We start from the raw sequence: 22,025 nt of genomic DNA on the forward strand, positions 1-22,025 counted from the left end.
TCAAGCACACTGTTCTTTGCGCTTACTAACCGGATTCTAAATCAGTGATCAGCCCCGTGTAGCGTCGGTTCTCGCGATGCGGAATGATAGTATGTTTCGCCCATCCCGCCGTTTATAGTGCAGATCCCGCGTCAACTTGCGCACCAAATGCCACCCGAATCCCCCTTCGGGCAGATCCTCGGGTGCGTAGCCCAGATCGGGCGACACTTTCTTATCTGGTAAGCCATCGGGCAGAGGCAGGCCGCTGTCCTGCACCGTGACATCCAGCCCATCGCCAAGAAACCTAACGGCAAGTTCTATGCGGCCTGTGGGCTGTTCTTGATAGGCGTGTTCGACGATGTTGTTCAGGACTTCGGCCAAGACGATCTCGACCACCGACTTGTCGTCCGGCGACAGGGTCAGATCCAGCACCTGCTTCAACGCCTGCCGCACAGAGAAATTGTCGCTTGGAAACTCTAGTTGAAGTTTCTGGTCCGAGTGTGGCTTCGCCGCGTTATGCAAATTCTGTGCACTCCTGTAAGGTCTGCCCGGTCAGCTTGCGTTGGCGAGACCGCCATCAAGGGCCGTGGCCACGCTATCGTGAATGGTGAACACGGTATCCATACGGGTCAGTGAAAACACCTTTCGAACAGTATTAGACAGGGCCGCCAGTTCAAAACTGCGCCCATCCGGCACTTGTTTCATCACAGCGACAATTGCGCCAAGGCCGCTGGAGTCAATAAAATCGACTTGCGTCATGTCCACGACAATACGTTGCGGACCGTCCGACGTTACGTCGCGCATTTGATCTTTAAAATTGATGGCAATCGCGGCGTCGATTCGGCTGTTTTCTACGGTGATCACTCGGGCCTCGTGCCCGTCTTGATAGGTAAGTTGCACGGCTACGCTCCTTCCACGCGGTTAGTAGAACTACAGTCTAGACGCCGATCCTTACCATTCGGTAAGCGAGTACAGGAAAAGCACAGGTTGGGAGGCTACGATGAAAAATGTGGTTATTGCAGGGGCGGCGCGCACCCCCATGGGCGGGTTTCAGGGCGCATTTTCGGGTGTGACTGCCTCGGAACTGGGCGGTGCGGCGATCAAGGCGGCGTTGGAAGATGCCGGAGCTGACGCAGGCCAGATTGAAGAATTGCTGATGGGTTGTGTATTGCCCGCCGGTCAAGGTCAGGCGCCCGCACGTCAGGCAGGTTTCGCTGCCGGTTTGGGCAAAGAGGTTCCCGCCACCACGCTGAACAAGATGTGTGGCTCGGGCATGAAGACCGCGATGATCGCTTATGATCAGGTTGCGTTGGGCAGCACTGATATCATGGTGGCTGGCGGCATGGAGAGCATGACTGAAGCGCCTTATATTCTGCCAAAGATGCGCGGCGGCGCGCGGATTGGGCATGGCGCGGTCGTCGACCACATGTTCCTGGACGGGCTCGAGGACGCCTATGACAAGGGCCGCTTGATGGGCACCTTCGCCGAGGATTGCGCCGAGAGCTTCCAGTTCACCCGCGACGCGCAGGACGAATACGCGCTGAAGTCGCTGGCGAACTCGCTCGAAGCTCAGAAATCCGGCGCGTTTGAAGGCGAGATCGCAGCCGTAACGATCAAGACCCGCAAGGGCGATGTGGTCGTGGGTGAAGATGAACAGCCCGGCAATGCGCGCCCGGACAAAATCCCGACCCTGAAGCCAGCCTTCCGCAAAGATGGCACGGTGACGCCGGCCAACAGTTCGTCGATTTCGGATGGCGCCGCGGCTCTGGTCGTGGCTTCCGAGGATGCGGCCAATGCTGCGGGTCTGAAAATTCGTGCACGTATAATGGGCCACGCCAGCCACGCGCAGGAACCAAACCTGTTCACCACCGCGCCCGTTCCTGCCGCACAAAAACTGCTGGAGCGTCTGGGTTGGACCAAAGACGACGTGGACCTGTGGGAAGTAAACGAGGCCTTCGCCGTCGTTCCCATGGCCTTCATGCATGAGATGGGTTTGTCGCGAGACGTAGTGAACGTAAACGGTGGTGCTTGTGCATTGGGCCACCCGATTGGCGCTTCGGGCACGCGGATCATGGTGACGCTCTTGAACGCGCTGGAAAAGCGTGGTCTGAAACGCGGTGTGGCTGCGATCTGCATCGGCGGTGGCGAAGGGACTGCCATCGCGATCGAACGCGTGTAAGGTCACAGTGACTCGCTACAGTGAGGGCGCGGGTTTCCGCGCCCATTTCATTTGGAAGACATGATGAAGATCAACTACGCCGATACAGCCCAGATCATTGCCTCGCTGACTGAAGGAGAAACCGATGAGGTCGCCCTGATGGCTACGGTCACATGTGAACTGCACCACGCGGATGATCGGTTTGACTGGACGGGGTTCTATCGCGTGACCGCGCCCGAGATGCTGAAGATCGGACCTTATCAAGGCGGACATGGTTGCCTTCAGATCCCATTCTCGCGGGGGGTGTGTGGCGCGGCGGCCCGTACAGGCGAGGTACAGTTGGTCGATGACGTGGACGCCTTTCCGGGCCACATTGCATGCGCATCCTCAACCCGGTCCGAAGTCGTGTTGCCGGTCTGGGATGCTGAAGGAACATTGATTGCTGTGCTGGATATAGATAGCGACCAGCCTTCCGCATTCACGCAAGAAGACGCGGATGCGCTTGAGAAAATCTTGGCGGATACTTTCGCGCGCTAGCCTTGCAGCCTTGAACAAACCAATCCAACCGGACTGCTTTGCAGCCTAAACACGACATCTTCCGGTCGTATTCAGACTTGCCACGAATCATCTTTGTGTCTCAATATGAAAAAAAACGTGAAAATTTCACGATAACGTTCATGCGGAGGCCACATGCTACACAGCGATCCACAGCACTTGCATCGGACCAGTCTGGGCGCTGACCTGCGAGCCTTGCGCAAATCCCGTGGTATGACGATCTCGGACCTGGCGGAGGCTTTGGGGCGGTCTATTGGCTGGCTTAGCCAAGTCGAGCGTGACAAATCTGAACCTTCGATTTCGGACCTGCGCGTTATCTCAGAAGCGCTGGGCGTGCCAATGTCGCTTCTGTTTGCACATAAGTCTTCGCCCGCTGGGGAACAGGGACGGATTGTGCGGGCTGGCAATCGCCGTCCGATGGGCGCAAGCCATGAAGGGCTGAGGGAAGAGCTTTTATCCCCCGATCTGACCGATGACTTCGAGATGGTGCACTCTACTTTCGAGCCGCATTCCAAGATGCAGACCCCCGCCAGCCGCCCCACGCAAGAGGTCGGATATATGGTGTCCGGTAAGCTGGATCTGACCATTGGCGGGCGCAGTTTCACGGTCCAGACCGGTGACAGTTTCCGCATCAAACACGAGACCTATGACTGGGCGAACCCCTATGACGAACCGGCCGTTGCGATCTGGGTGATTGCACCGCCGGTCTATTAAGGAGCGCGCCATGTTGTCGGGAAGCTGCCTGTGCGGAGCCATCACTTTTTCCACCGACGCGACACCGGAAGGTGTCTCGATGTGTCACTGCAGCCAGTGCCGCAAGCAATCGGGTGGCATCTGGTCATCGGCCTTCGTGCCGGAAGCGGATCTGACCATCACCGGCGACGTGTCATGGTTTGCTGCCAGCGATTTCGCCAAGCGCGGGTCGTGCCCGACTTGCGGATCCTTCCTGTTTTGGAAAGCTCATGCGGAAGACACGATCAGCTTTGCGTTGGGCGCGATCGATGGTCCCACGGGGCTGACCTTAGAAAAACACATCTTTGTCGCTAACAAAGGTGACTACTACGAAATTGCCGACGGCCTGCCGCAAAGCGAGCAGTAACACCAAGAAAGACGGAGACCTTAATGTCTGATTTTCCCACCAAAGCACGCGTCGTTATCATCGGCGGCGGTGTCATTGGCGCCTCGACGCTCTATCACCTTGGCCTGAAGGGTTGGACCGACTGCGTTCTTCTGGAAAAGAACGAGCTGACGGCAGGGTCGACCTGGCACGCGGCGGGTAACGTTCCGACGTTCTCGAACAGCTGGGCGATCATGAACATGCAGCGCTATTCGACCGAGCTGTACTCGCGCCTTGGCGAAGAGGTCGATTACCCGATGAACTATCACCAGTCGGGCTCGATCCGCTTAGCGCATACCAAAGAACGCATGCAGGAGTTTGAACGCGCTTGTTCGATGGGACGCTATCAGGGCATCGAAATGGAGATGTGGACGCCCGAACAAGCGAAGGAGCGTTATCCGTTCCTTGAGATCCACGACCTGATGGGCGTGCTGTGGGATCCGTCGGATGGTGACATTGACCCGGCTCAGGTCACGCAGGCGCTTGCGAAGGGCGCGCGCGATATGGGGCAAAAGATCCTACGCTTTACCCCGGCGACGGGTGTGACCCAGAAGGAAGACAAGACATGGGTTGTTCACACTGAAAAAGGTGACATCGAATGTGACTATGTGGTCAACGCAGCGGGTTACTATGCTCAGCGTGTGGGCGAGATGTTCAAGCCCTATGGCGGCCGTACCGTTCCGATGATGGTGATGGAGCACCAATATCTGCTGACTGAACAAATCCCCGAAGTGGAAGCATGGTCCAAGGAACATGGTGGCAAACTGCCCCTGATCCGCGACGTGGACGTGTCGTACTATTTGCGTCAAGAAAAGCACGGTTACAATCTTGGCCCGTACGAGCCGAACTGTAAGGCCCACTGGCTGGGCGACGACAAGATGCCCGAGGATTTCAGCTTCCAGCTTTGGCAGGAAGATCTGGACCGGATCGAGGATATCGTCGTCGACGCTATGGCCCGCGTGCCGCTGATGGAAACTTCGGGCGTGTCCAGCGTAATCAACGGACCGATCCCCTATGCCCCTGACGGTCTGCCGCTGATCGGTCCCATGCCCGGCGTCGCGAACGCGTTCGAGGCTTGCGTCTTCACCTTCGGCATCGCCCAAGGTGGCGGCGCGGGTAAGGTCATGGCCGAATGGATCGTCGATGGCGGGACCGAGTGGGACATGTGGGCGGTCGATCCGCGCCGCTATACCGATTACACCGATCAGGACTATTGTGATCAGAAGGGCATGGAAGTCTACGGCAACGAATACGCGATGCACTTCCCCCATCACGAATGGCCCGCCGCCCGCGACAAGAAACTGTCGCCGGTGCATGACCGCGTGATCGCCGCCGGCGGCGTCATGGGTGCCTATAACGGTTGGGAACGCGCCAACTGGTTTGCGCAAGACGGCGACGATACTTCGTTGGAAGCGACCCACACTTGGGGCCGTCAAGGACCTTGGACCCAGCGCGTGAAAGAAGAATGCGAAGCCGTGCGTGACGGCGTTGGCGTTCTGGATCTGCCGGGCTTCTCGCGGTTTGAACTGTCGGGAGAAGGTGCAGCGGAATGGCTGCGCGGCATGGTGACAGGCGCGCTGACCAAGGTGGGCCGGATGAACCTGATTTATTTCTCGGACGATCGTGGCCGCATCCTGACCGAGATGTCGTGCCAGCGCCACGCCGAGGATCACTTCACCCTGATCACCGCAGCCACCGCACAGTGGCATGATTTTGAGGTGCTGAAGCGCAAACTGCCGGAAGGTCTATCCCTGACCGATCACACGACCGAGAAAGACACCCTGATCGTGACCGGCCCCAAATCGCGCGATCTGATGACCGAGATCGGAACTGACGCAGACCTGTCACTGGGTTGGTTGACTCATCAGGAAGCCACGGTTGCAGGCAAATCTGCGCGTGTCGTGCGCGTGTCGTTTGCCGGTGAATTGGGCTGGGAAATCCATGCGGCAAACGCCGACATTCCCACCATCTATGACGCGGTCATCGCGGCTGGGGCCAAGCCGTTCGGCATGTATGCTTTGGACAGCCTGCGTCTGGAAAAGGGTTACCGCACCTGGAAGGGTGACCTGACCAGCGACTATTCGATGTTCGAAGGTGGACTGGAACGTTTCGTGCGTCTGGATAAGCCACAGGACTTCCCGGGCAAAGCAGCGCTTCAATCGGAAAAACAGCAAGGATCGAAGAAAGCCTTCGTCACACTTACTGTTGAAGCCGGTGACTGTGACGCGCCCTATATGTCCTGCATCTGGTCGGGTGATCAGATCGTCGGCGAAACCACCTCGGGCGGGTGGGGCTATCGCATTAACGGCTCGATTGCGCTGGGGATGGTCCGCACCGATCTGGCCGAGCCGGGCACCGAGCTTGAGGTTGAAATCTACGGCGAGAAGTTCAAAGCCGTGGTGCAGCCGGACCAGCCGCTATGGGATCCCGAAAACGAAAGGCTGCGTGCCTAATACCAAAACCCAGCCCCGCGCAATCCATTTGCGCGGGGCAACCAACCAGCGAGGTACAGAAGATGAAGGATATGATCGAACATCCGATTCAGGTCGACATCCTGATGTCAGACGGGTTCGTCCTGACGGAATTGTCCGCGATCCTCGAAGTTCTGCGCATCGCCAATCGCGTCTCTGCGCGCGAGGTGTTTCGCTGGCAAAACCTGTCCCGTCACGGTGGGCCGATCTCGTGTCGCGCCGGGATAGATGTGGCGACCCAGCCTTTCCACCCCAAGCCGACCGCAGATTACGTCTTTGCGCTGGGCAACTCGGACCCAGACGCGAAAGAGCTGTCTCTGCAAAAAGAGATCAAGTCTTACCAGTGGGCTGGCTCTCGCGTGATCCTGCTGTCCGAAGCCGCCAGTCGCCACATCGCGGAAACAGGCGAACAAACAATGAGCCATACGACCCATTGGGAAAACCGCGCTGTGTTGAATGAACGTGGTACGCCGGGAATTGGATCTTACGCGCTGGTCGCAGATGATGGGCGTATCATCACGTCTGCAGGCATGGGATCGACCCATGACCTTGTGTTGGCGCTGTTGGGCAGCCACCTGTCTGCGGCCTCGGTTGCGACGGTCACCGACATCATGCTGCATGAAAACATCCGCACTTTCGCAACCCTGCAACCGTTTGGCGGCAAAGAGCTTTCCTTGACCGGTAACCGCGCGCTGGATCAATGTGTCGAGCTGATGCAGGCCAATCTGGAAGAGCCCTTGCGGATTTCGGAACTGGTCTCGCTTCTTGGGATTTCCGAACGATCCTTGGAGCGCCATTTCCGCGCGCATTTCCACACCACGCCTAACGCTTACTATCGCGAGCTACGTTTGAACCACGCCAACACGCTGCTTTTGAAAACCGCGATGAGCGTACGTGACGTCGGGCTTGCTTGCGGCTTTCCCAACGGATTCTCATCGCTTTTTCGCCGCCATTTCGGCGTGACTCCTATGTCGCTGCGCAAGAATGGAAACTTGGCAAGCTACAGCAATTGATTTCCGACAAAGCTGGCGAAAAGACGATGTTTTCGCGCCGCATGTCGTGCAACTCTCGGCCCGAATCCATCAAGGAGTGATGCCATGTCTCTGCCCACACAAGCCCGCGTTGTCATCATCGGTGGCGGCGTTATCGGCTGCTCTGTCGCCTATCACTTGACCAAACTTGGCTGGAAGGATGTTGTCCTTCTGGAACGTAAACAGCTGACCTCGGGCACCACATGGCACGCCGCCGGTCTGATCGCGCAGCTGCGTGCGACCAAGAACATGACGAAGCTAGCAAAGTATTCGCAGGAGCTTTACGGCGAGTTAGAGACTGAAACTGGTGTCGCCACAGGCTTTAAACGCAATGGCTCGATCAGTGTTGCGCTGACAGACGAACGCATGGAAGAGCTTGCCCGTCAGGCCGCTATGGCCCGCGCATTCGGCGTCGACGTAGAAGAAATCACCGCAGAAGAGGCCTTGTCGCGTTACGAGCATCTGAACATCGACGGCGTGGTCGGCGGCGTGTGGTTGCCGAAAGACGGGCAGGGCGATCCGGCCAACATCGCGCTTGCTTTGGCCAAGGGTGCGCGTCAACGCGGTGCGCTGGTGAAAGAGCGAACCAAGGTTACGGGCATTCAGCGCGACGGCCGCAAGGTTACGGGTGTCGATTGGGCCTCGGACGATGGCAAGGAACAGGGTCACATCGCGTGCGATATGATCGTGAACTGCGCAGGCATGTGGGGCCACGAGGTTGGCAAGATGGCTGGCGTGAACGTTCCGCTGCACGCGTGCGAACACTTCTATATCGTGACCGAGAACATCGAAGGCATGACCCAGCTTCCGGTGCTGCGGGTGCCCGATGAATGCGCGTACTACAAGGAAGACGCGGGCAAAATCCTGCTGGGCGCGTTTGAACCCAATGCCAAGCCGTGGGGCATGAATGGCATCGCGGACACGTTCGAGTTCGACCAACTGCCTGAGGATTTCGACCACTTCGAACCCATCCTTGAAGCTGCTTGTAACCGTATGCCTATGCTGGCCGAAGCGGGCATTCACACCTTCTTTAACGGCCCAGAATCGTTCACACCCGACGATGCCTATCACCTTGGCCTTGCTCCCGAGATGGACAATGTGTGGGTCGCCGCGGGCTTTAACTCGATCGGCATTCAGTCGGCGGGCGGCGCAGGTATGGCGTTGGCGCAGTGGATGGAAGATGGCGATAAGCCTTTCGACCTGGGCGACGTGGACATCAGCCGGATGCAGCCGTTCCAGGGCAACAAGCACTACCTGTTTGAACGCTCGAAAGAGACGCTGGGCTTGCTTTATGCTGACCACTTCCCGTTCCGTCAGAAAGCCACCGCGCGCGGCATCCGTCGCACGCCCTTCCATCACCACCTGAAAGAACAGGGCGCCGTATTTGGCGAGCTGGCCGGTTGGGAACGCGCCAACTGGTTCGCGAATGAAGGCCAGAAAGCCGAATACGAATACACTTGGGGTCGCCAGAATTGGTTCGAAAACTCGGCTGCCGAGCACAAGGCCGTGCGCGAAAATGTGGGCATGTATGATATGACCTCTTTCGGCAAGATTAGGGTCGAAGGGCCGGACGCCGAAGCCTTCATGAACTATGTGGGTGGCGGCGATTATTCCGTGCCCAATGGCAAAATCGTCTATACCCAATTCCTGAACCGTCGCGGCGGGATCGAGGCGGATGTGACCGTCACCCGTCTGACCGAGACCTCGTATCTTGTGGTCACCCCCGCCGCCACCCGTCTGGCCGATCAGACATGGATGGAACGCCATGTCGGCGACTTCCGCGTCGTGATCACCGATGTGACCGCCGGTGAAGGTGTTTTGGCTGTGATGGGTCCGAACTCGCGCAAGCTCTTGGAAAAGGTCAGCCCGAACGACTTCACCAACGCCACCAACCCGTTTGGCACCGCGCAGGAAATCGAGATCGGGATGGGCTTGGCCCGGGCGCACCGCGTGACCTATGTGGGTGAGCTTGGGTGGGAGATCTATGTCTCGGCCGATATGGCAGGTCATGTGTTCGAAACCCTGCATGAAGCCGGGCAGGACTTGGACCTGAAGCTCTGCGGGATGCACATGATGGACAGCTGCCGAATCGAGAAGAGCTTCCGCCACTTCGGGCACGACATCACTTGCGAGGACCACGTGTTGGAAGCGGGTCTTGGCTTTGCTGTGAAGACCGACAAACCGGATTTCATCGGCCGCGATGCTGTGCTGGCGAAAAAGGAAAGCGGGCTGGAAAACCGGATGCTTCAGTTCAAGCTGACCGATCCCGAGCCGCTGCTCTATCACAACGAACCCGTCATCCGCGATGGCGAGATCGTGGGCTATCTGAGCTCGGGCTCTTACGGGCATCATCTGGGTGCAGCCATGGGTATGGGTTATGTGCCATGCAAAGGCGAAAGCGCTGCAGATGTTCTTGCCTCGACTTACGAGATCGACGTGGCGGGCACCCGCGTGAAGGCCGAAGTATCGCTGAAGCCCATGTACGATCCGAAATCGGAGCGGGTCAAAGTTTAAGCGGGCATAACAATCCGTGATGTGAAGCCTAACGCTTTTCACGCTACCCAATCCCTCATCCGGGCGGCATAAAGACCGGGTGAGGGCGCGATGACACAGACAGCAAAGCCGGAAAACGTAGATACGCCGCAAGGGCTTGCCTTTGCGATCACGGCTTATGTGCTGTGGGGCTTTCTGCCGCTTTATCTAAAGTTGCTGACCCATATGCCCGCGACCGAAGTGCTGGCGCATCGCGTCATCTGGTCCGTTCCAGTCGCAGGGGTGGTGCTGATTGCCTTGGGTCGTACGCGGGATCTGAAAGCAGTTCTGACCGACCGCCGCAGTCTGTTGCTGGCTTTGGTGACGGCCACGCTGATCTCGGTCAATTGGGGCATTTATATCTGGGCAATTGGGGCTGAGCAGACGGTCGAGGCCGCGCTGGGATATTATATCAATCCGCTATTTTCGATCCTGATGGGTGCGGCACTTCTGGGCGAGCGTCTGTCTACTGCGCAATGGGTGGCTGTGCTTCTGGCCGCGTTGGCGGTGATCGTACTGACAGTGGATGCGGGGCGACTTCCGATGGTTGCGCTGGGTCTGATGCTGACATGGGGTTTTTACGCGTACTTCAAGAAATCCCTACCCATTGGGCCCAATCAGGGCTTTCTGCTTGAGGTGTTGATCCTGACGCCACCCGCTTTGGCCTATGTCGTTTGGCTCGGTGCGACCGGGCAGGGGCATCTGTTTGTTTCAGGCTGGGATACCGCGCTTCTGATGGGTTGCGGGCTGGTCACGGCGGTGCCCTTGATGGTCTATGCCAACGGCGCGAAATTGCTGCGTCTGTCGACCATCGGCATCCTACAGTATATCGCGCCGACGATGATCTTCCTTGTTGCGGTCTTCATCTTTCGTGAACCGTTCGGAGGCGCCAAGCTGATCGCATTCCCGCTGATCTGGCTGGCGCTGATTGTTTACACGACGTCTCTGTTTCGTCAAATTCGGCGCAAGCGGTGACTTGCAGCGGGGGGTCTCAGCCGCTATCCCGCGCCCATGTCGTCTGATTACAACCCGCCCAATGATCCGCTTGTGATCCTGCATCATGACCACGAACTTCTGTTCGTGGACAAGCCTTCGGGCCTGTTGTCGGTTCCGGGCAAGGGCGAACATCTGGCCGATTGCCTGATTGCCCGCGTTCAAGCGGTGTTTCCCGAAGCGCTTCTGGTGCATCGATTGGACCGCGATACCTCGGGCGTGATGGTCTTTGCACTGACACCCCACGCGCAACGGCATCTGGGGCTTCAGTTTGAAAAACGGCAAACCAAGAAAACCTATCTGGCGCGCGTCTTTGGACGGGTCGAAGGCCGCGAAGGCACCGTCGATCTGCCCCTGATCGTCGACTGGCCCAACCGGCCCAAGCAGCATGTAGATTTCGAGAACGGCAAGCCAGCCGTGACCGATTGGAAAGTGCTGAGATATGAAGAAAACGCCACCCGGATGCGGCTGTTTCCGCAGACCGGCCGCAGCCACCAATTGCGTGTGCATATGCTGGAATTGGGCCATCCCATTCTGGGCGATCCCTTCTATGCCGAGGGCCCGGCCCGTAATGCCCCACGCCTGATGCTACATGCCGAAAGTCTGCGTTTGCGTCACCCGGACGGTGGAAAAGGGATCACCATCAAGGCTAAATGCCCGTTTTGACCCGGGTGACCTAGGGGCAATGACCCTTGCCCGTCGGCGTTGATCCTGATTGATTGTAACGATCAGCGAGGAGCCCATCATGCATCAACCTGTCATCTCAGGAACGGGGGTTTTTACCCCTACGGTAACGATCACAAACGCCGAGCTTGTGGTCGCCTTCAACGCCTATGCCGACAAGTTCAATGCAGCGAACGCGGATGCGATTGCCGCGGGTGAAGTGGATGCGATGGGCCATTCTTCCGAGGACTTCATCGTCTCGGCTTCGGGCATTCATCAACGCTATGTGATGGACAAAACCGGCGTTTTGGATCCCGATGTAATGCATCCGATCCTGCGGGAACGGGCCGATGATGAGCCGGGGATCATGACCGAAATGGGCGTTGATGCTTGCCGCAAAGCACTTGCGCAGGCGGGGTGCGATGCCGGTGATGTCGATCTGGTGATCTGCGCCGCTTCGAACCACGAACGCGCTTATCCCGCAATTGCGATTGAGATCCAACAGGCCTTGGGCGCGGGTGGGTTTGCCTTTGACATGAACGTGGCCTGTTCATCGGCCACCTTTGGTATTCAGGCTGCTGCCGATATGATCCGGTCCGGGTCTGTCAAACGCGCATTGGTGGTGAACCCCGAGATCTGCTCGGCCCATTTGGAATGGCGCGACCGGGATTGCCATTTCATCTTCGGTGACGTTGCCACTGCGACCCTGATCGAACGCAAAGAGGACACACAAGGCGAGTGTTTCGAGATCTTGTCGACCCGTTGCCTGACGCAGTTTTCGAACAACATTCGTAACAACAATGGTTTCCTGCGCCGCACGCGTGAAGACTCTGCCGATCTGCCGGACAGGCGCGACATGCAATTCATGCAGAATGGACGCAAGGTGTTTAAAGAGGTTTTGCCGATTGTGTCGAAACACATCTTAGAGCACATCGCCGAAATCGGTGTGGGGCAGGATGATCTAAAGCGTCTGTGGCTGCATCAAGCGAACAAATCCATGAATGATTTCATCGGGAAAAAGGTGTTGGGGCGTACTCCTGAGGACGGCGAGCAACCCAACATTCTTCAGGATTATGCCAACACCTCGTCCGCCGGGTCGATCATTGCGTTCTCGAAATACTCGAGCGATCTGGCACCCGGAGATACCGGTGTGATTTGTTCTTTCGGGGCAGGCTATTCGGTCGGGTCAGTCGTGGTGCGTCGGGCCTAAAGACCGCGCCGTTAGCGCACGATGAACTCGGCATGAAGTGCGCCGGCCGCCTTGATGCTTTTCAAAATGTCGATCATGTCGCGCGGAGCGACGCCAAGTGCGTTTAGTCCGGCTAGCAACTCTGACAAGGACGCCCCGCCACTGACCTCGGCCAGCCCAATCCCTGGTTCTTCCTCGATTGCGGCATTGGTGCGCGGGACCACGATGGCTTCGCCTTCCGAAAACGGATTGGGTTGCACGACGATGGGTTGCTCTTGAATGCGCAGGGTCAGATTGCCCTGCGACACGGCCACCCGGCTGATCCGCACATCTTCGCCCATTACGATTGTACCGGACCGCTGATCGACCACCACCCTAGCGCGTCGTTCGGGTTCCACTCCGATATTCTCGATCGTACCCAATGCGTGCGCCGGAGAAATCGCGCGCGTGGCCGTGATGTCGACCACAACCGTTCCACTGTCCAGCATGCGCGACACGACCCGGCCATATTTTCCATTGATGGCGCGCTCGATCCGTTCAGCTGTTGTGAAATCCGGAGTGCGCAAGGCCAATCTGATGGATTTCAGCTTGGTGAAATCGAAGTCGATCTCACGCTCGACTCGCGCACCGCTGGGAATTACGCCGCTGGTCGGTACGCCTTTGGTCACCGATGCGCCGTCACCTTCCGCGCTTGCTCCGCCCGCAATGATCGTGCCTTGCCCAACGGCATAGATCTCGCCATCTGCTGCGTTTAGGGGGGTCATGATCAGCGTTCCGCCCAACAGACTTTTTGCGTCCCCAATCGCAGAGACCGTCACGTCAATCCGCGATCCTGCCCGTGCAAATGGGGGCAGCGAGGCAGTGACGAACACAGCCGCCACGTTCTTGGGGCGGAATTGTTCGCCCGTGATGTTCACACCCAGACGTTCCAGAATGTTCGACATGATATCTTCTGTGAAGGGCGCGTTCCGGATGCCGTCACCTGTGCCGTTTAACCCGACGACCAGCCCATAGCCCACAAGGTCATTGCCGCGCACACCATCAAATTCGACCAAATCCTTGATGCGGATCGAGTTCGCATGGGCGATGCTGGTCAGCGCGAACAACGCCATCAAGAACGCAAACAGGTGTCTCATCGCATGTAATCCGCGAAGCTGAGTTTCGACAGGCGCGCGGTGGTGACATAAAGCGCTTCCATCTGACCATAGAGCTCTTCTAGTCGCGCGGCGGTTTCGTACGGGTCAGCGGCGGTTAAATCGTTATACGAAAGCTCTAATACGTGTTGTTCAGCGGTGTTGTGTGCCACCGCGTTCTCAATTCGTGCCTCGACTGCGCCGACGCGTGCCTGCAACATCGTTGTTTGGTCAATCGCAGTTAGAAGACTGTTTGATGACATTTCGGCCAGCGCCTTCTGTTCGTCCAAGTTCCCGGCCAATGCACCTTCGGCCAGCACCATCGTTTTTGCCACTGCAGACAAAAGGTTGCGGATTTCGGTATCATTGGCGCGGACGGGCAACGTGGCAGTTTCGCCATTGCCCAGCCGGATTGGGCCGTTGCTTTCATCTGCCCCCAGATAGCCAAGCGTCTCGAACCCACCGCCGGACGTATTGAACCAGTCATCAATTGCGGTCGAGATACCCGCCGCCGTAACCTCGCTCGAGATTGCGGTCATCAGCTCTGTGATAATCGTTTGTACGTTCGCCAAAGCTGGCTGATCGGTGGCGGACCCTGCAAAGAGTGATCGCCCACCAGCATCCGCGTTGAGTTTCGAGATGATCGAACCGAGTTTCTGTTCGGCATCCAGCGCTGTGGTTTGCAACAGCGTCGTGTTGTTCGAGCTGCGCGCCGCGATTAGCCCGTTTGACAGCTCCTGCGCCTGAGTGTGGATCGTGGTTAAAGCGACCTGCGTGGTGCCCGCCATCAGCTGTGCTTCGTTGGTGGCCTGCGCGTGGGCGGACAGAAGCTTCAGGCTGTGCTCGAGGCCTGCGACCGCACCATACTCTCCGTTCGTGTTTGCACCCAGATCGGATTTCCGACCCGTGGACATTTCCGTGCTAAGCCGCGTCAGCTCCTGTCTAAGCTGGGTGTTTTGCCGCCTTGTCATGAAGGTGCTGGCCATATCTCCAAATGTTGAAATGCTCATATCAGCGCCCCTAGATGCCCAATAGAAGTTGCATCATTTCATCGGCGGCGGAGACGACTTGCGCATTTGCAGCGAAGGCTTGCTCGATCACCATCAGCTTTTGCATCTCTGCATCAGTATCAACGCCCTGTGCCAATTCCATCTGTCGCAAGCTGTCATTCTGGGCCGTGTCGAAGCTGAGCCGCGCCTGGGTCTGATCAAGGTTAACCGTAATTTTGTTCAATAGGTCGGCAGCAAGGCCAGAAGCTGAACGTGCAGCACCAGAAAACCCGCCCGAGGCAGCAACTTTGGGGGCTTCCAGAGCGTCGATCATTTCGCCAAGAAGAGTCGCATTTCCGACATTTCCGGGGACCGTCGCCCCCAGCCCGTCACGCAAACGCCAGAGCGCGCCAGCTTGAGTTGGATCCACCGCTGAATTCAGTGAGAGGCGCGTGCTGAGCGCGACCTCGTCAGATGGATCAAAGGCCGCGCCTGCATCGGTGAAAAGACCTGGTGTACCGGGCGCGCGAGTGGCGTCTAGTGCGGGGTCTTGGAACCGTTCAACCAGATCGCGTGCGAATGCGTCCAATTGTTCCTGTGCCATCACCGCCAATTCGTCGCGAACCTGAAAATGTGCGGCCAATGAACCGCCCGCGATCGCGTTTCGTTCGGTGCTTGTGTCGATAGGTTTCCCATTGATGGTTAGCCCAGAGAGCGCGCCGCTGCCCTGTGTCATCTCTGGCACGATCATGTTGACGGTCGAGAAACCAAGCTGTGCGGGTTGGCCGTCCAGAAGGATTGCCCCCCCGCTTGAGATCAGCGCCACCTGCCCACCGTCACGCGGAACTTGCTTGATCGGAATGATCGACGACAGTCCGTCGATCACCTGCTGCCGTTGATCCATCAGCCCTGAGGGGTCGGCTCCGCGTGCTGCTGCGACTTGGATCTTGGTATTCAGCTCATGGATGTCTTGCAGGCCCTGATTGAGCTGAGAGACCTCATCCGCGATGGCCCCGTCAGCATTCAGGCGTTCGGTTTGAATGTGATCCGAGGTGGCCTTTAGATGCGTCACGATATCACGCGCCGCATACAGGCTGGCATTCAGCGCGGCCTCGCTTTCCGGGCGTGCTGCGGCCTCGGTCAGGGCGGCTTCGAACTGGGCCATGCGACCGGAAAGTGAGCCGGGTTTATCCGGAGTTCCAACCACATTTTCCAAGCCGGCCAGAAAGCTGGATCGCGTGTTTCCATGCCCTAGGGCGGCATCCGACAGGCGACGATCCCCTAAAAGCTGTTCGTCCACGTGGCGGTGGATCCCATCGACCTTGACGCCGGATGACGTGCCGCCCAGCGTCCGCGATGACAGTTCCAAAGTACGAGCGCCATAGCCTTCGGTCATCGCATTTGCGACGTTGGACGACACCAGCTGGGCTGCGCGCGAATTTGCGTTCAGGCCGGTTAGTGCATTGTGAAGGGCGCCCGAAATGGTCATGAGAAGCTACTTTGCGATACCGGATCAGCGTTTGATGTTGGTGGTTTCTTGAAGCATCTCATCGACGGTCTGAATAACCTTCGCGTTCGAGCTATAGGCACGCTGCGTTTGGATCAGGTTGGTCAACTCACCTGCGACGTCGGTGGTCGATCCTTCGCGGGCAAAGCCGACGACTTCGCCTGTGGGACCGTCACCGGCATCCCACATGAAGAAGGATCCGCTTTCAGGCGACACCTGATAGGCTTGGTTCGAAATCGAGGTCAGGCCGTTGGGGTTTGATACATCCACCAGCGGCACCTGATAAATTGTGCGGATAAACCCGGTGTCATAGGTGGCTTTTAGGAAGCCGTGCTCGTCGATTTGGACCGCCGTAAGGTTGCCAACCGGAGAGCCGTTCTTGGTAATCGCGACCGGTGCAAAGCTGTCGGACAGCTGCGTCAGGCCATTGGGGTCACCGATCCCACCGATGGTCAGGGACAGGGGGCCGCCCGCAACGGTCAGATCCAATGTGCCGTCAGTCGCGTTGTAAGCGCCGCCAGACACAACAGAAACCGAGGCCAACGTACCGCCATCAGCGCGGCTGTCGTCAAATACCAGCGTATACTCGCCAATCACTGCCCCGCCCGAGGCGCTGTCGGTGATTTGCATGGTCCATGTGTTCGATGAACCGGTGCCGGGTACGGTGGGCGTAAAGCTGAAATCCAATGTCTCGGACGTGCCCAAGTTGCCGAAATACTCGACCGATAGAGGCAGAGCGGCGCCGCCGGCGCCAGCCTCGGTTTCGATCGCGGGCAGGTTAACGCCCAGCTTCATGCTGGTGGTTGGGTCACCTGCGGTTTGGTTGGCGTTGATGACGACAGGTTCAAGCCCGACGCCGGTATCGCGCGGATAGGTTCCGACATTGCCGTCGGCGTCTGCGGGCCAGCCTAACAGAACAAGCCCGGTTTCGGTTTTCAGAACGCCTTCGGAATCGGTGCGAAATGACCCGGTAGTGGTCATCATCATCGGTCGTTCGCCGGGGTTGGAATCGGCATAGACCTCTTGCGTGACAGGAAGCATACCGCGTCCGCCAACCGCAATGTCCATCGGGTTTGACGTCGAAATCAGTGGCCCGTGTTCGTCGATCAGACGCTGCGTCGTGGTGCGCACGCCCCCTGCTGAATAGGTTCCCGATCCGGCATTGCCACCGATCACAAGACTTTGGAAATCTGCCGTAGCCCGCTTGTACCCGAAGGTCGACGAGTTCGCGATGTTGTCCGAAATCGTCGCAAGTTTCGTGGCATGAGCATTCAGTCCGGCCACGCCGGCACTTAGAGAAGAGGAAATCGTCATGGTGCGCCTTTCTGCTGCATCTACCTCTGGTCGCAATCAGATTGGACCGGGCGTCCTTAACAGCCGCCTAATAGGCGCAATTTCCAAGGTAATTTCCTGTTGTGTGTTGATTTAACTACCTTTTTGAGCGCAGTAAGATCAGTTCAATCCGGTTGTTTCGCGCGGTCATCGCGTTCGTCACAGCCGGTTCACGGTCCGCATGGCCCGTTACGCGCTGCACTTTCTTGGGCGTTTCCGTTTGCGATTCGTACAGCATCCGCACCCGATCAGCGCGCGACGAGGACAGCTGCCATGCTGTGTTTTCCGCGATCACAACTGGCTGGGTTGCCACATGGCCGTCGATCGCGACGCCGTTTTTGGCCAGCTGGAAGACCTCGGCAATTGTTACTATGATCTCTTCCAAAAGCGGGGTTGGTGTGTCGGTTCCCGCGTGAAACAGGGGGGCGTGGTCTAACGCAAATACCTCGACCAGCAGGCCTTCATCCGTGACCTTGGTGACGATATGTCGCTGCAGTTGATCGCTGGCCATGCTTTCGCCCGAGTGGGCGAGAAGCATCGTCTCAACCTCTTTCAGCTTGGCAGTTTCCCTTTCCCCGTCAGCGCCCGCACCATCGGCCTGTTTGCCCCCCTGATCTTGGGCCGGATCCCGTGGCGTCCCGCCCGTACCGTTTTGAGACAGGCTTTCTTCGCTTAGCACGCTGTCGCCGCCGAACGAGCCACTGCCGCCGCCTGACACGCGAGTGATAGGGATTGTAGGGCTGAAATAATCCGCAATGCCCTTTCGCTGCTTTTCCGTGGTCGCGTTCAACAGCCACATCAGCAAGAAAAACGCCATCATCGCTGTCACGAAGTCAGCATAGGCCACTTTCCACGCGCCGCCATGGTGGCCATCTCCGCCACCCTTCTTGATCTTCTTAATAATTATCGGAGCTTGTTCATTAGAACGCATCCCACCACCTCATTTTTCACCCAAGGTCAGGGATAGCAGCCGCAAGTTTCCATCAGCTTAACTATTCAAATTGTTGCGATTTCATTACTTCGCATGTGAAGTATCGCTTTTTCTTGACTTCATTTCACATGCAACGATATTATTGATGTGCAACAGGACGGCCCGATTGGGCAATGAATGGATGGAATCATGAACAAGCACAGCCCGTCGCGCGAGATGCAGCGCGCGGTGTCAGCCGTTGGCACCGAGACCCATTACATGCCCGGTTGGGCCAATGATTTCGAGACCGAGGCCCTGCCCGGCGCTCTGCCCCAAGGCATGAACAGCCCGCAGAAATGCGAGTATGGTCTGTATGGAGAGCAGCTGTCCGGTACCGCCTTCACGGCCAACCCGCCCGAGAGGACGTGGTGTTACCGCATCCGCCCTTCTGTGAAGCATTCGTCTCGATATACCAAGATTGATGTGCCCTATTGGAAGTCCGCGCCTTGTGTAGATCCTGATGTGATCTCGCTCGGTCAGTATCGCTGGGATCCGGTGCCGACGACCGAGGGTCTGAACTGGATCACCGGCATGCGCACCATGACCACGGCGGGCGATGTGAACACGCAGGTTGGCATGGCCACCCACATCTATCTGGTCACCGTGTCGATGGTGGACGACTATTTCTTCTCGGCCGACAGCGAGCTTCTGGTCGTGCCGCAGGAAGGCAAGCTGCGCTTCTATACCGAATTGGGCATCATCGACCTTGCCCCGCAAGAGATCGGCATCATCCCGCGTGGCCTTGTCTATCGCGTTGAGCTTTTGGAAGGCCCCGCACGCGGTTTTGTTTGTGAGAACTACGGCCAGAAATTCGAGCTTCCGGGCCGCGGTCCGATCGGTGCGAACTGCATGGCCAACCCGCGGGATTTCAAAGCCCCTGTTGCAGCGTATGAAGACCGCGAAGTGCCCTCGACCATCACCATCAAATGGTGCGGTCAGTTCCATAAGACGGAAATCGGCCAGTCGCCGTTGGACGTGGTTGCATGGCACGGCAATTACGCGCCCTATAAGTACGACCTAACAACCTATTGCCCGGTCGGCGCGATCCTGTTTGACCACCCGGACCCGTCGATCTTCACCGTACTGACGGCGCCTTCGGGCCAGCCCGGCACCGCGAATATCGACTTCGTTCTGTTCCGCGAACGCTGGATGGTGGCCGAAAACACCTTCCGTCCGCCGTGGTATCACAAGAATATTATGTCCGAGCTGATGGGCAATATTTATGGCCAGTATGACGCCAAGCCGCAGGGCTTTGTCCCTGGTGGCGTGTCCTTGCACAACATGATGCTGCCGCATGGGCCGGATCGCGACGCGTTCGAGGGTGCCTCGAACTCGAACCTTGGGCCCGAGAAGTTGGACAACACCATGTCCTTCATGTTCGAGACCCGCTTCCCGCAGCACCTGACAGCCTTCGCCGCGAAAGAGGCGCCCTTGCAGGATGAGTACATCGACTGCTGGGAAAGCCTTGAGAAAAAGTTCGACGGGACGCCGGGTAAGAAATGATGAAGCTTTACGGCTACTGGCGGTCCACGGCGGCTTATCGCGTGCGGATTGCGCTGAACCTGAAAGGGCTAAGCGCGGAGCACGTGTCTGTTCATTTGGTGAAAGATGGCGGACAGCAGCACGCGGCGGATTATGTCGCTAAGAACCCGGCCCATCTGGTGCCCTCGCTGGAACTGGAGGACGGGACCGTTCTGACCCAGTCGCTGGCAATCATTGATTATCTCGAGGCGGCGCAGCCAGAGCCTGCATTGCTGCCTGCGGACCCGATCCAGCGCGCCAAGGTGCTGGCCGCCGCCCATGTCATCGCGATGGACATCCATCCGGTGAACAACCTGCGTGTGGCGGCACATCTGGGTGACACGTTCGGTGCGGATGCCGAGGCCAAGCGCCAATGGATGATCCACTGGATGGACACCGGCTTTGCCGCCCTTGAACAGATGGTCGAAAAGGACACGAAATTCGCCTTTGGCGACACTCCGTCTCTGGCGGATATCTGTCTGGTAGCGCAATACTATAACGCACGGCGTTGGGGGGTGGATCTGACCGCCTATCCGCGTCTGACTGAAATCGAAGAAACCTGTCTGGCCCTGCCTGCTTTCGCCGATGCGCGACCTGAAGCACAGCCGGATGCCGAATGAGGAACACATGAGCCAACTGAGAAAGTCATGGGTGGACAGCGCGAACTCCGCCGAGACCCCCTTTCCCCTGAACAACCTGCCATACGGCGTGTTCTCGACCGCGGATAGCGAGCCGCGCTGTGGCGTTGCCATCGGGGATATGATCCTTGATGTGACCACACTGGAAGATGAGTACTTTGAGTACGGCTCAGAGCCTGTATTTGCCTCCGGCATGTGGAACGAGTTCATGGAACTGGGGTCTGAGGTTTGGGCTGCGTTTCGCAGCAAACTGAATGAGATGCTTTCAGAAGGATCCCCCTATCAGAGTGAAATCGAAGAGCATCTGGTTCCGATGGCAGACGCCGAGCTTCTGATGCCCTTCGCTGTCTCGGAATACACTGACTTCTACGCCGGTCGTCAGCACGCCGCGAACATGGGTGCGATCCTGCGCGGTTCGCCCGATCTGCCGGCCAACTGGCTGCACATTCCGATCGGCTATAACGGTCGCGCTTCCTCGGTTGTCATTTCGGGCACGCCGATCCACCGCCCGAACGGTCAGCGCAAGGCACCCGACGCCGAGATGCCCAGTTTTGGCCCTTCGATGCGTCTGGATATCGAGCTGGAAATGGGTGCCATCGTTGGCAAACCGTCCGCGTTCGGCCAGCCGATCACCGTCGACGAAGCCGACGACATGATCTTTGGCTATGTGTTGCTGAACGACTGGTCCGCCCGCGACATCCAAGGTTGGGAATACCAGCCGCTTGGCCCGTTCCAAGGTAAGGCGTTTGGCACCTCGATTTCCCCTTGGATCGTGACTGCCGCCGCGCTGGAAGAGTTCCGCGCGCCCACGCCGGAACGCGAGAAGGAATTGCTGCCTTATCTGGATGGCACCAAGGACGGCCTCTATGACATCGAGCTTCAGGTGCTGATGCAGCCCGAGGGCGCCGACAAGGCCAGCGTCGTTGGCGAAACCAACTACACCCGTATGTATTACTCGGCCGCTGAACAGCTGTGCCACCACGCCATCGGCGGCTGCGCGATGAACGTGGGCGACCTGTTGGGATCGGGCACGATCTCGGGCCCGACCAAGACTGAATACGGATCGCTGATGGAAATGAGTTGGGCGGGCCGCGAGCCCTTCACGCTGGATACCGGGGAAACCCGCACGTTTATCGAGGACGGCGACACCCTGACCCTGCGCGGGGCCGCCAAGGGCGACGGTTTCCAGATCGGCTTTGGCGATTGCGTCGGGCAGATCCTGCCTTCCGTCAACTGGCCTAAGTAAG

The 22,025-nt window shown here is 58.1% G+C and carries 20 protein-coding genes; 13 read left to right on the forward strand and 7 right to left on the reverse strand.

Annotated elements, in window-relative coordinates; translation table 11 throughout:
* Positions 1-48: 48 nt before the first annotated feature.
* A complete protein-coding gene (locus tag ACXAH3_RS08645) occupies positions 49-501 on the reverse strand; it encodes an ATP-binding protein (RefSeq protein ID WP_474861670.1) in 453 nt (150 codons plus the stop codon).
* 30 nt (positions 502-531) lie between these two features.
* Positions 532-879, reverse strand: coding sequence for an STAS domain-containing protein (locus tag ACXAH3_RS08650; RefSeq protein WP_474861671.1), 348 nt, complete (start codon positions 877-879; stop codon positions 532-534).
* A 100-nt stretch (positions 880-979) separates the two neighbouring features.
* Here ACXAH3_RS08650 and ACXAH3_RS08655 point away from each other — a divergent pair, with 100 nt between their 5' ends.
* The 10 genes from ACXAH3_RS08655 to ACXAH3_RS08700 all read left to right on the forward strand — a co-directional run bounded on the left by ACXAH3_RS08655 (position 980) and on the right by ACXAH3_RS08700 (position 12,709).
* Positions 980-2,158, forward strand: coding sequence for a thiolase family protein (locus ACXAH3_RS08655; protein WP_474861672.1), 1,179 nt, complete (start codon positions 980-982; stop codon positions 2,156-2,158).
* A gap of 63 nt (positions 2,159-2,221) precedes the next feature.
* The gene (locus tag ACXAH3_RS08660; protein WP_474861673.1) at positions 2,222-2,674 is read left to right on the forward strand and encodes a GAF domain-containing protein; all 453 of its coding nucleotides are present in this window, start codon (positions 2,222-2,224) and stop codon (positions 2,672-2,674) included.
* Positions 2,675-2,827: 153 nt separating this feature from the next.
* Positions 2,828-3,406: a helix-turn-helix domain-containing protein gene (locus ACXAH3_RS08665; RefSeq protein WP_474861674.1), complete on the forward strand. Its 579-nt coding sequence runs from the start codon at positions 2,828-2,830 to the stop codon at positions 3,404-3,406.
* A gap of 10 nt (positions 3,407-3,416) precedes the next feature.
* Positions 3,417-3,791 carry a GFA family protein gene (locus tag ACXAH3_RS08670; RefSeq protein WP_474861675.1) on the forward strand — a complete coding sequence of 125 codons (375 nt, stop codon included), beginning with the start codon at positions 3,417-3,419 and terminating at the stop codon, positions 3,789-3,791.
* A gap of 23 nt (positions 3,792-3,814) precedes the next feature.
* Positions 3,815-6,262: a GcvT family protein gene (locus ACXAH3_RS08675; RefSeq protein WP_474861676.1), complete on the forward strand. Its 2,448-nt coding sequence runs from the start codon at positions 3,815-3,817 to the stop codon at positions 6,260-6,262.
* Between the two features lie 62 nt (positions 6,263-6,324).
* Positions 6,325-7,293 carry a GlxA family transcriptional regulator gene (locus ACXAH3_RS08680; RefSeq protein ID WP_474861677.1) on the forward strand — a complete coding sequence of 323 codons (969 nt, stop codon included), beginning with the start codon at positions 6,325-6,327 and terminating at the stop codon, positions 7,291-7,293.
* 84 nt (positions 7,294-7,377) lie between these two features.
* Entirely contained in the window at positions 7,378-9,825 is a 2,448-nt protein-coding gene (locus ACXAH3_RS08685; RefSeq protein WP_474861678.1) for a GcvT family protein, read from the forward strand.
* A gap of 90 nt (positions 9,826-9,915) precedes the next feature.
* Positions 9,916-10,818: an EamA family transporter RarD gene (rarD, locus tag ACXAH3_RS08690; protein WP_474861679.1), complete on the forward strand. Its 903-nt coding sequence runs from the start codon at positions 9,916-9,918 to the stop codon at positions 10,816-10,818.
* A gap of 36 nt (positions 10,819-10,854) precedes the next feature.
* Complete coding sequence (locus ACXAH3_RS08695) at positions 10,855-11,502, forward strand: RluA family pseudouridine synthase (protein WP_474861680.1); 648 nt, start codon at positions 10,855-10,857, stop codon at positions 11,500-11,502.
* A 79-nt stretch (positions 11,503-11,581) separates the two neighbouring features.
* The gene (locus tag ACXAH3_RS08700; RefSeq protein WP_474861681.1) at positions 11,582-12,709 is read left to right on the forward strand and encodes a beta-ketoacyl-ACP synthase III; all 1,128 of its coding nucleotides are present in this window, start codon (positions 11,582-11,584) and stop codon (positions 12,707-12,709) included.
* Between the two features lie 11 nt (positions 12,710-12,720).
* Here the strand turns inward: ACXAH3_RS08700 and ACXAH3_RS08705 are convergent, their stop codons facing one another.
* From ACXAH3_RS08705 to ACXAH3_RS08725, 5 genes are all read right to left on the reverse strand, one after another.
* Positions 12,721-13,824, reverse strand: a complete 1,104-nt coding sequence (locus tag ACXAH3_RS08705) for a flagellar basal body P-ring protein FlgI (RefSeq protein WP_474861682.1) — start codon at positions 13,822-13,824, stop codon at positions 12,721-12,723.
* Entirely contained in the window at positions 13,821-14,831 is a 1,011-nt protein-coding gene (locus tag ACXAH3_RS08710) for a flagellin (RefSeq protein ID WP_474861683.1), read from the reverse strand. The genes ACXAH3_RS08705 and ACXAH3_RS08710 overlap by 4 nt, the downstream gene beginning before the upstream one ends.
* Positions 14,832-14,841: 10 nt before the next feature.
* The gene (gene flgK, locus ACXAH3_RS08715; protein ID WP_474861684.1) at positions 14,842-16,299 is read right to left on the reverse strand and encodes a flagellar hook-associated protein FlgK; all 1,458 of its coding nucleotides are present in this window, start codon (positions 16,297-16,299) and stop codon (positions 14,842-14,844) included.
* Positions 16,300-16,323: 24 nt separating this feature from the next.
* Entirely contained in the window at positions 16,324-17,631 is a 1,308-nt protein-coding gene (locus ACXAH3_RS08720) for a flagellar hook protein FlgE (protein WP_474861685.1), read from the reverse strand.
* A gap of 115 nt (positions 17,632-17,746) precedes the next feature.
* Positions 17,747-18,580, reverse strand: coding sequence for a flagellar motor protein MotB (locus ACXAH3_RS08725; RefSeq protein WP_474861686.1), 834 nt, complete (start codon positions 18,578-18,580; stop codon positions 17,747-17,749).
* A gap of 189 nt (positions 18,581-18,769) precedes the next feature.
* On the opposite strand from ACXAH3_RS08725, the gene hmgA reads away from it, so the two are divergent.
* Genes hmgA through fahA form a run of 3 tightly spaced genes read left to right on the forward strand, consistent with a single transcriptional unit; the run spans position 18,770 to position 22,024 of the window.
* Positions 18,770-20,122 (forward strand): homogentisate 1,2-dioxygenase, encoded by a 1,353-nt coding sequence (hmgA, locus tag ACXAH3_RS08730; protein WP_474861687.1) that lies wholly within the window; start codon positions 18,770-18,772, stop codon positions 20,120-20,122.
* Positions 20,119-20,760 carry a maleylacetoacetate isomerase gene (maiA, locus tag ACXAH3_RS08735; protein ID WP_474861688.1) on the forward strand — a complete coding sequence of 214 codons (642 nt, stop codon included), beginning with the start codon at positions 20,119-20,121 and terminating at the stop codon, positions 20,758-20,760. The genes hmgA and maiA overlap by 4 nt, the downstream gene beginning before the upstream one ends.
* A 7-nt stretch (positions 20,761-20,767) precedes the next feature.
* Complete coding sequence (gene fahA / locus ACXAH3_RS08740; RefSeq protein WP_474861689.1) at positions 20,768-22,024, forward strand: fumarylacetoacetase; 1,257 nt, start codon at positions 20,768-20,770, stop codon at positions 22,022-22,024.
* The last annotated feature ends 1 nt before the right edge of the window (position 22,025 follow it).

Source organism: Aliiroseovarius sp. ABM4_368 (assembly GCF_056161205.1).

Excerpts from the sequence above, each read along its gene's own strand:
- ACXAH3_RS08655 (WP_474861672.1), top strand. The coding sequence starts at position 980 with ATGAAAAATGTGGTTATTGCAGGGGCGGCGCGCACCCCCATGGGCGGG.
- ACXAH3_RS08660 (WP_474861673.1), top strand. The coding sequence starts at position 2,222 with ATGAAGATCAACTACGCCGATACAGCCCAGATCATTGCCTCGCTGACT.
- ACXAH3_RS08665 (WP_474861674.1), top strand. The coding sequence starts at position 2,828 with ATGCTACACAGCGATCCACAGCACTTGCATCGGACCAGTCTGGGCGCT.
- ACXAH3_RS08670 (WP_474861675.1), top strand. The coding sequence starts at position 3,417 with ATGTTGTCGGGAAGCTGCCTGTGCGGAGCCATCACTTTTTCCACCGAC.
- ACXAH3_RS08675 (WP_474861676.1), top strand. The coding sequence starts at position 3,815 with ATGTCTGATTTTCCCACCAAAGCACGCGTCGTTATCATCGGCGGCGGT.
- ACXAH3_RS08680 (WP_474861677.1), top strand. The coding sequence starts at position 6,325 with ATGAAGGATATGATCGAACATCCGATTCAGGTCGACATCCTGATGTCA.
- ACXAH3_RS08685 (WP_474861678.1), top strand. The coding sequence starts at position 7,378 with ATGTCTCTGCCCACACAAGCCCGCGTTGTCATCATCGGTGGCGGCGTT.
- rarD (WP_474861679.1), top strand. The coding sequence starts at position 9,916 with ATGACACAGACAGCAAAGCCGGAAAACGTAGATACGCCGCAAGGGCTT.
- ACXAH3_RS08695 (WP_474861680.1), top strand. The coding sequence starts at position 10,855 with ATGTCGTCTGATTACAACCCGCCCAATGATCCGCTTGTGATCCTGCAT.
- ACXAH3_RS08700 (WP_474861681.1), top strand. The coding sequence starts at position 11,582 with ATGCATCAACCTGTCATCTCAGGAACGGGGGTTTTTACCCCTACGGTA.
- ACXAH3_RS08705 (WP_474861682.1), bottom strand. The coding sequence starts at position 13,824 with ATGAGACACCTGTTTGCGTTCTTGATGGCGTTGTTCGCGCTGACCAGC.
- ACXAH3_RS08710 (WP_474861683.1), bottom strand. The coding sequence starts at position 14,831 with ATGAGCATTTCAACATTTGGAGATATGGCCAGCACCTTCATGACAAGG.
- flgK (WP_474861684.1), bottom strand. The coding sequence starts at position 16,299 with ATGACCATTTCGGGCGCCCTTCACAATGCACTAACCGGCCTGAACGCA.
- ACXAH3_RS08720 (WP_474861685.1), bottom strand. The coding sequence starts at position 17,631 with ATGACGATTTCCTCTTCTCTAAGTGCCGGCGTGGCCGGACTGAATGCT.
- ACXAH3_RS08725 (WP_474861686.1), bottom strand. The coding sequence starts at position 18,580 with ATGCGTTCTAATGAACAAGCTCCGATAATTATTAAGAAGATCAAGAAG.
- hmgA (WP_474861687.1), top strand. The coding sequence starts at position 18,770 with ATGAACAAGCACAGCCCGTCGCGCGAGATGCAGCGCGCGGTGTCAGCC.
- maiA (WP_474861688.1), top strand. The coding sequence starts at position 20,119 with ATGATGAAGCTTTACGGCTACTGGCGGTCCACGGCGGCTTATCGCGTG.
- fahA (WP_474861689.1), top strand. The coding sequence starts at position 20,768 with ATGAGCCAACTGAGAAAGTCATGGGTGGACAGCGCGAACTCCGCCGAG.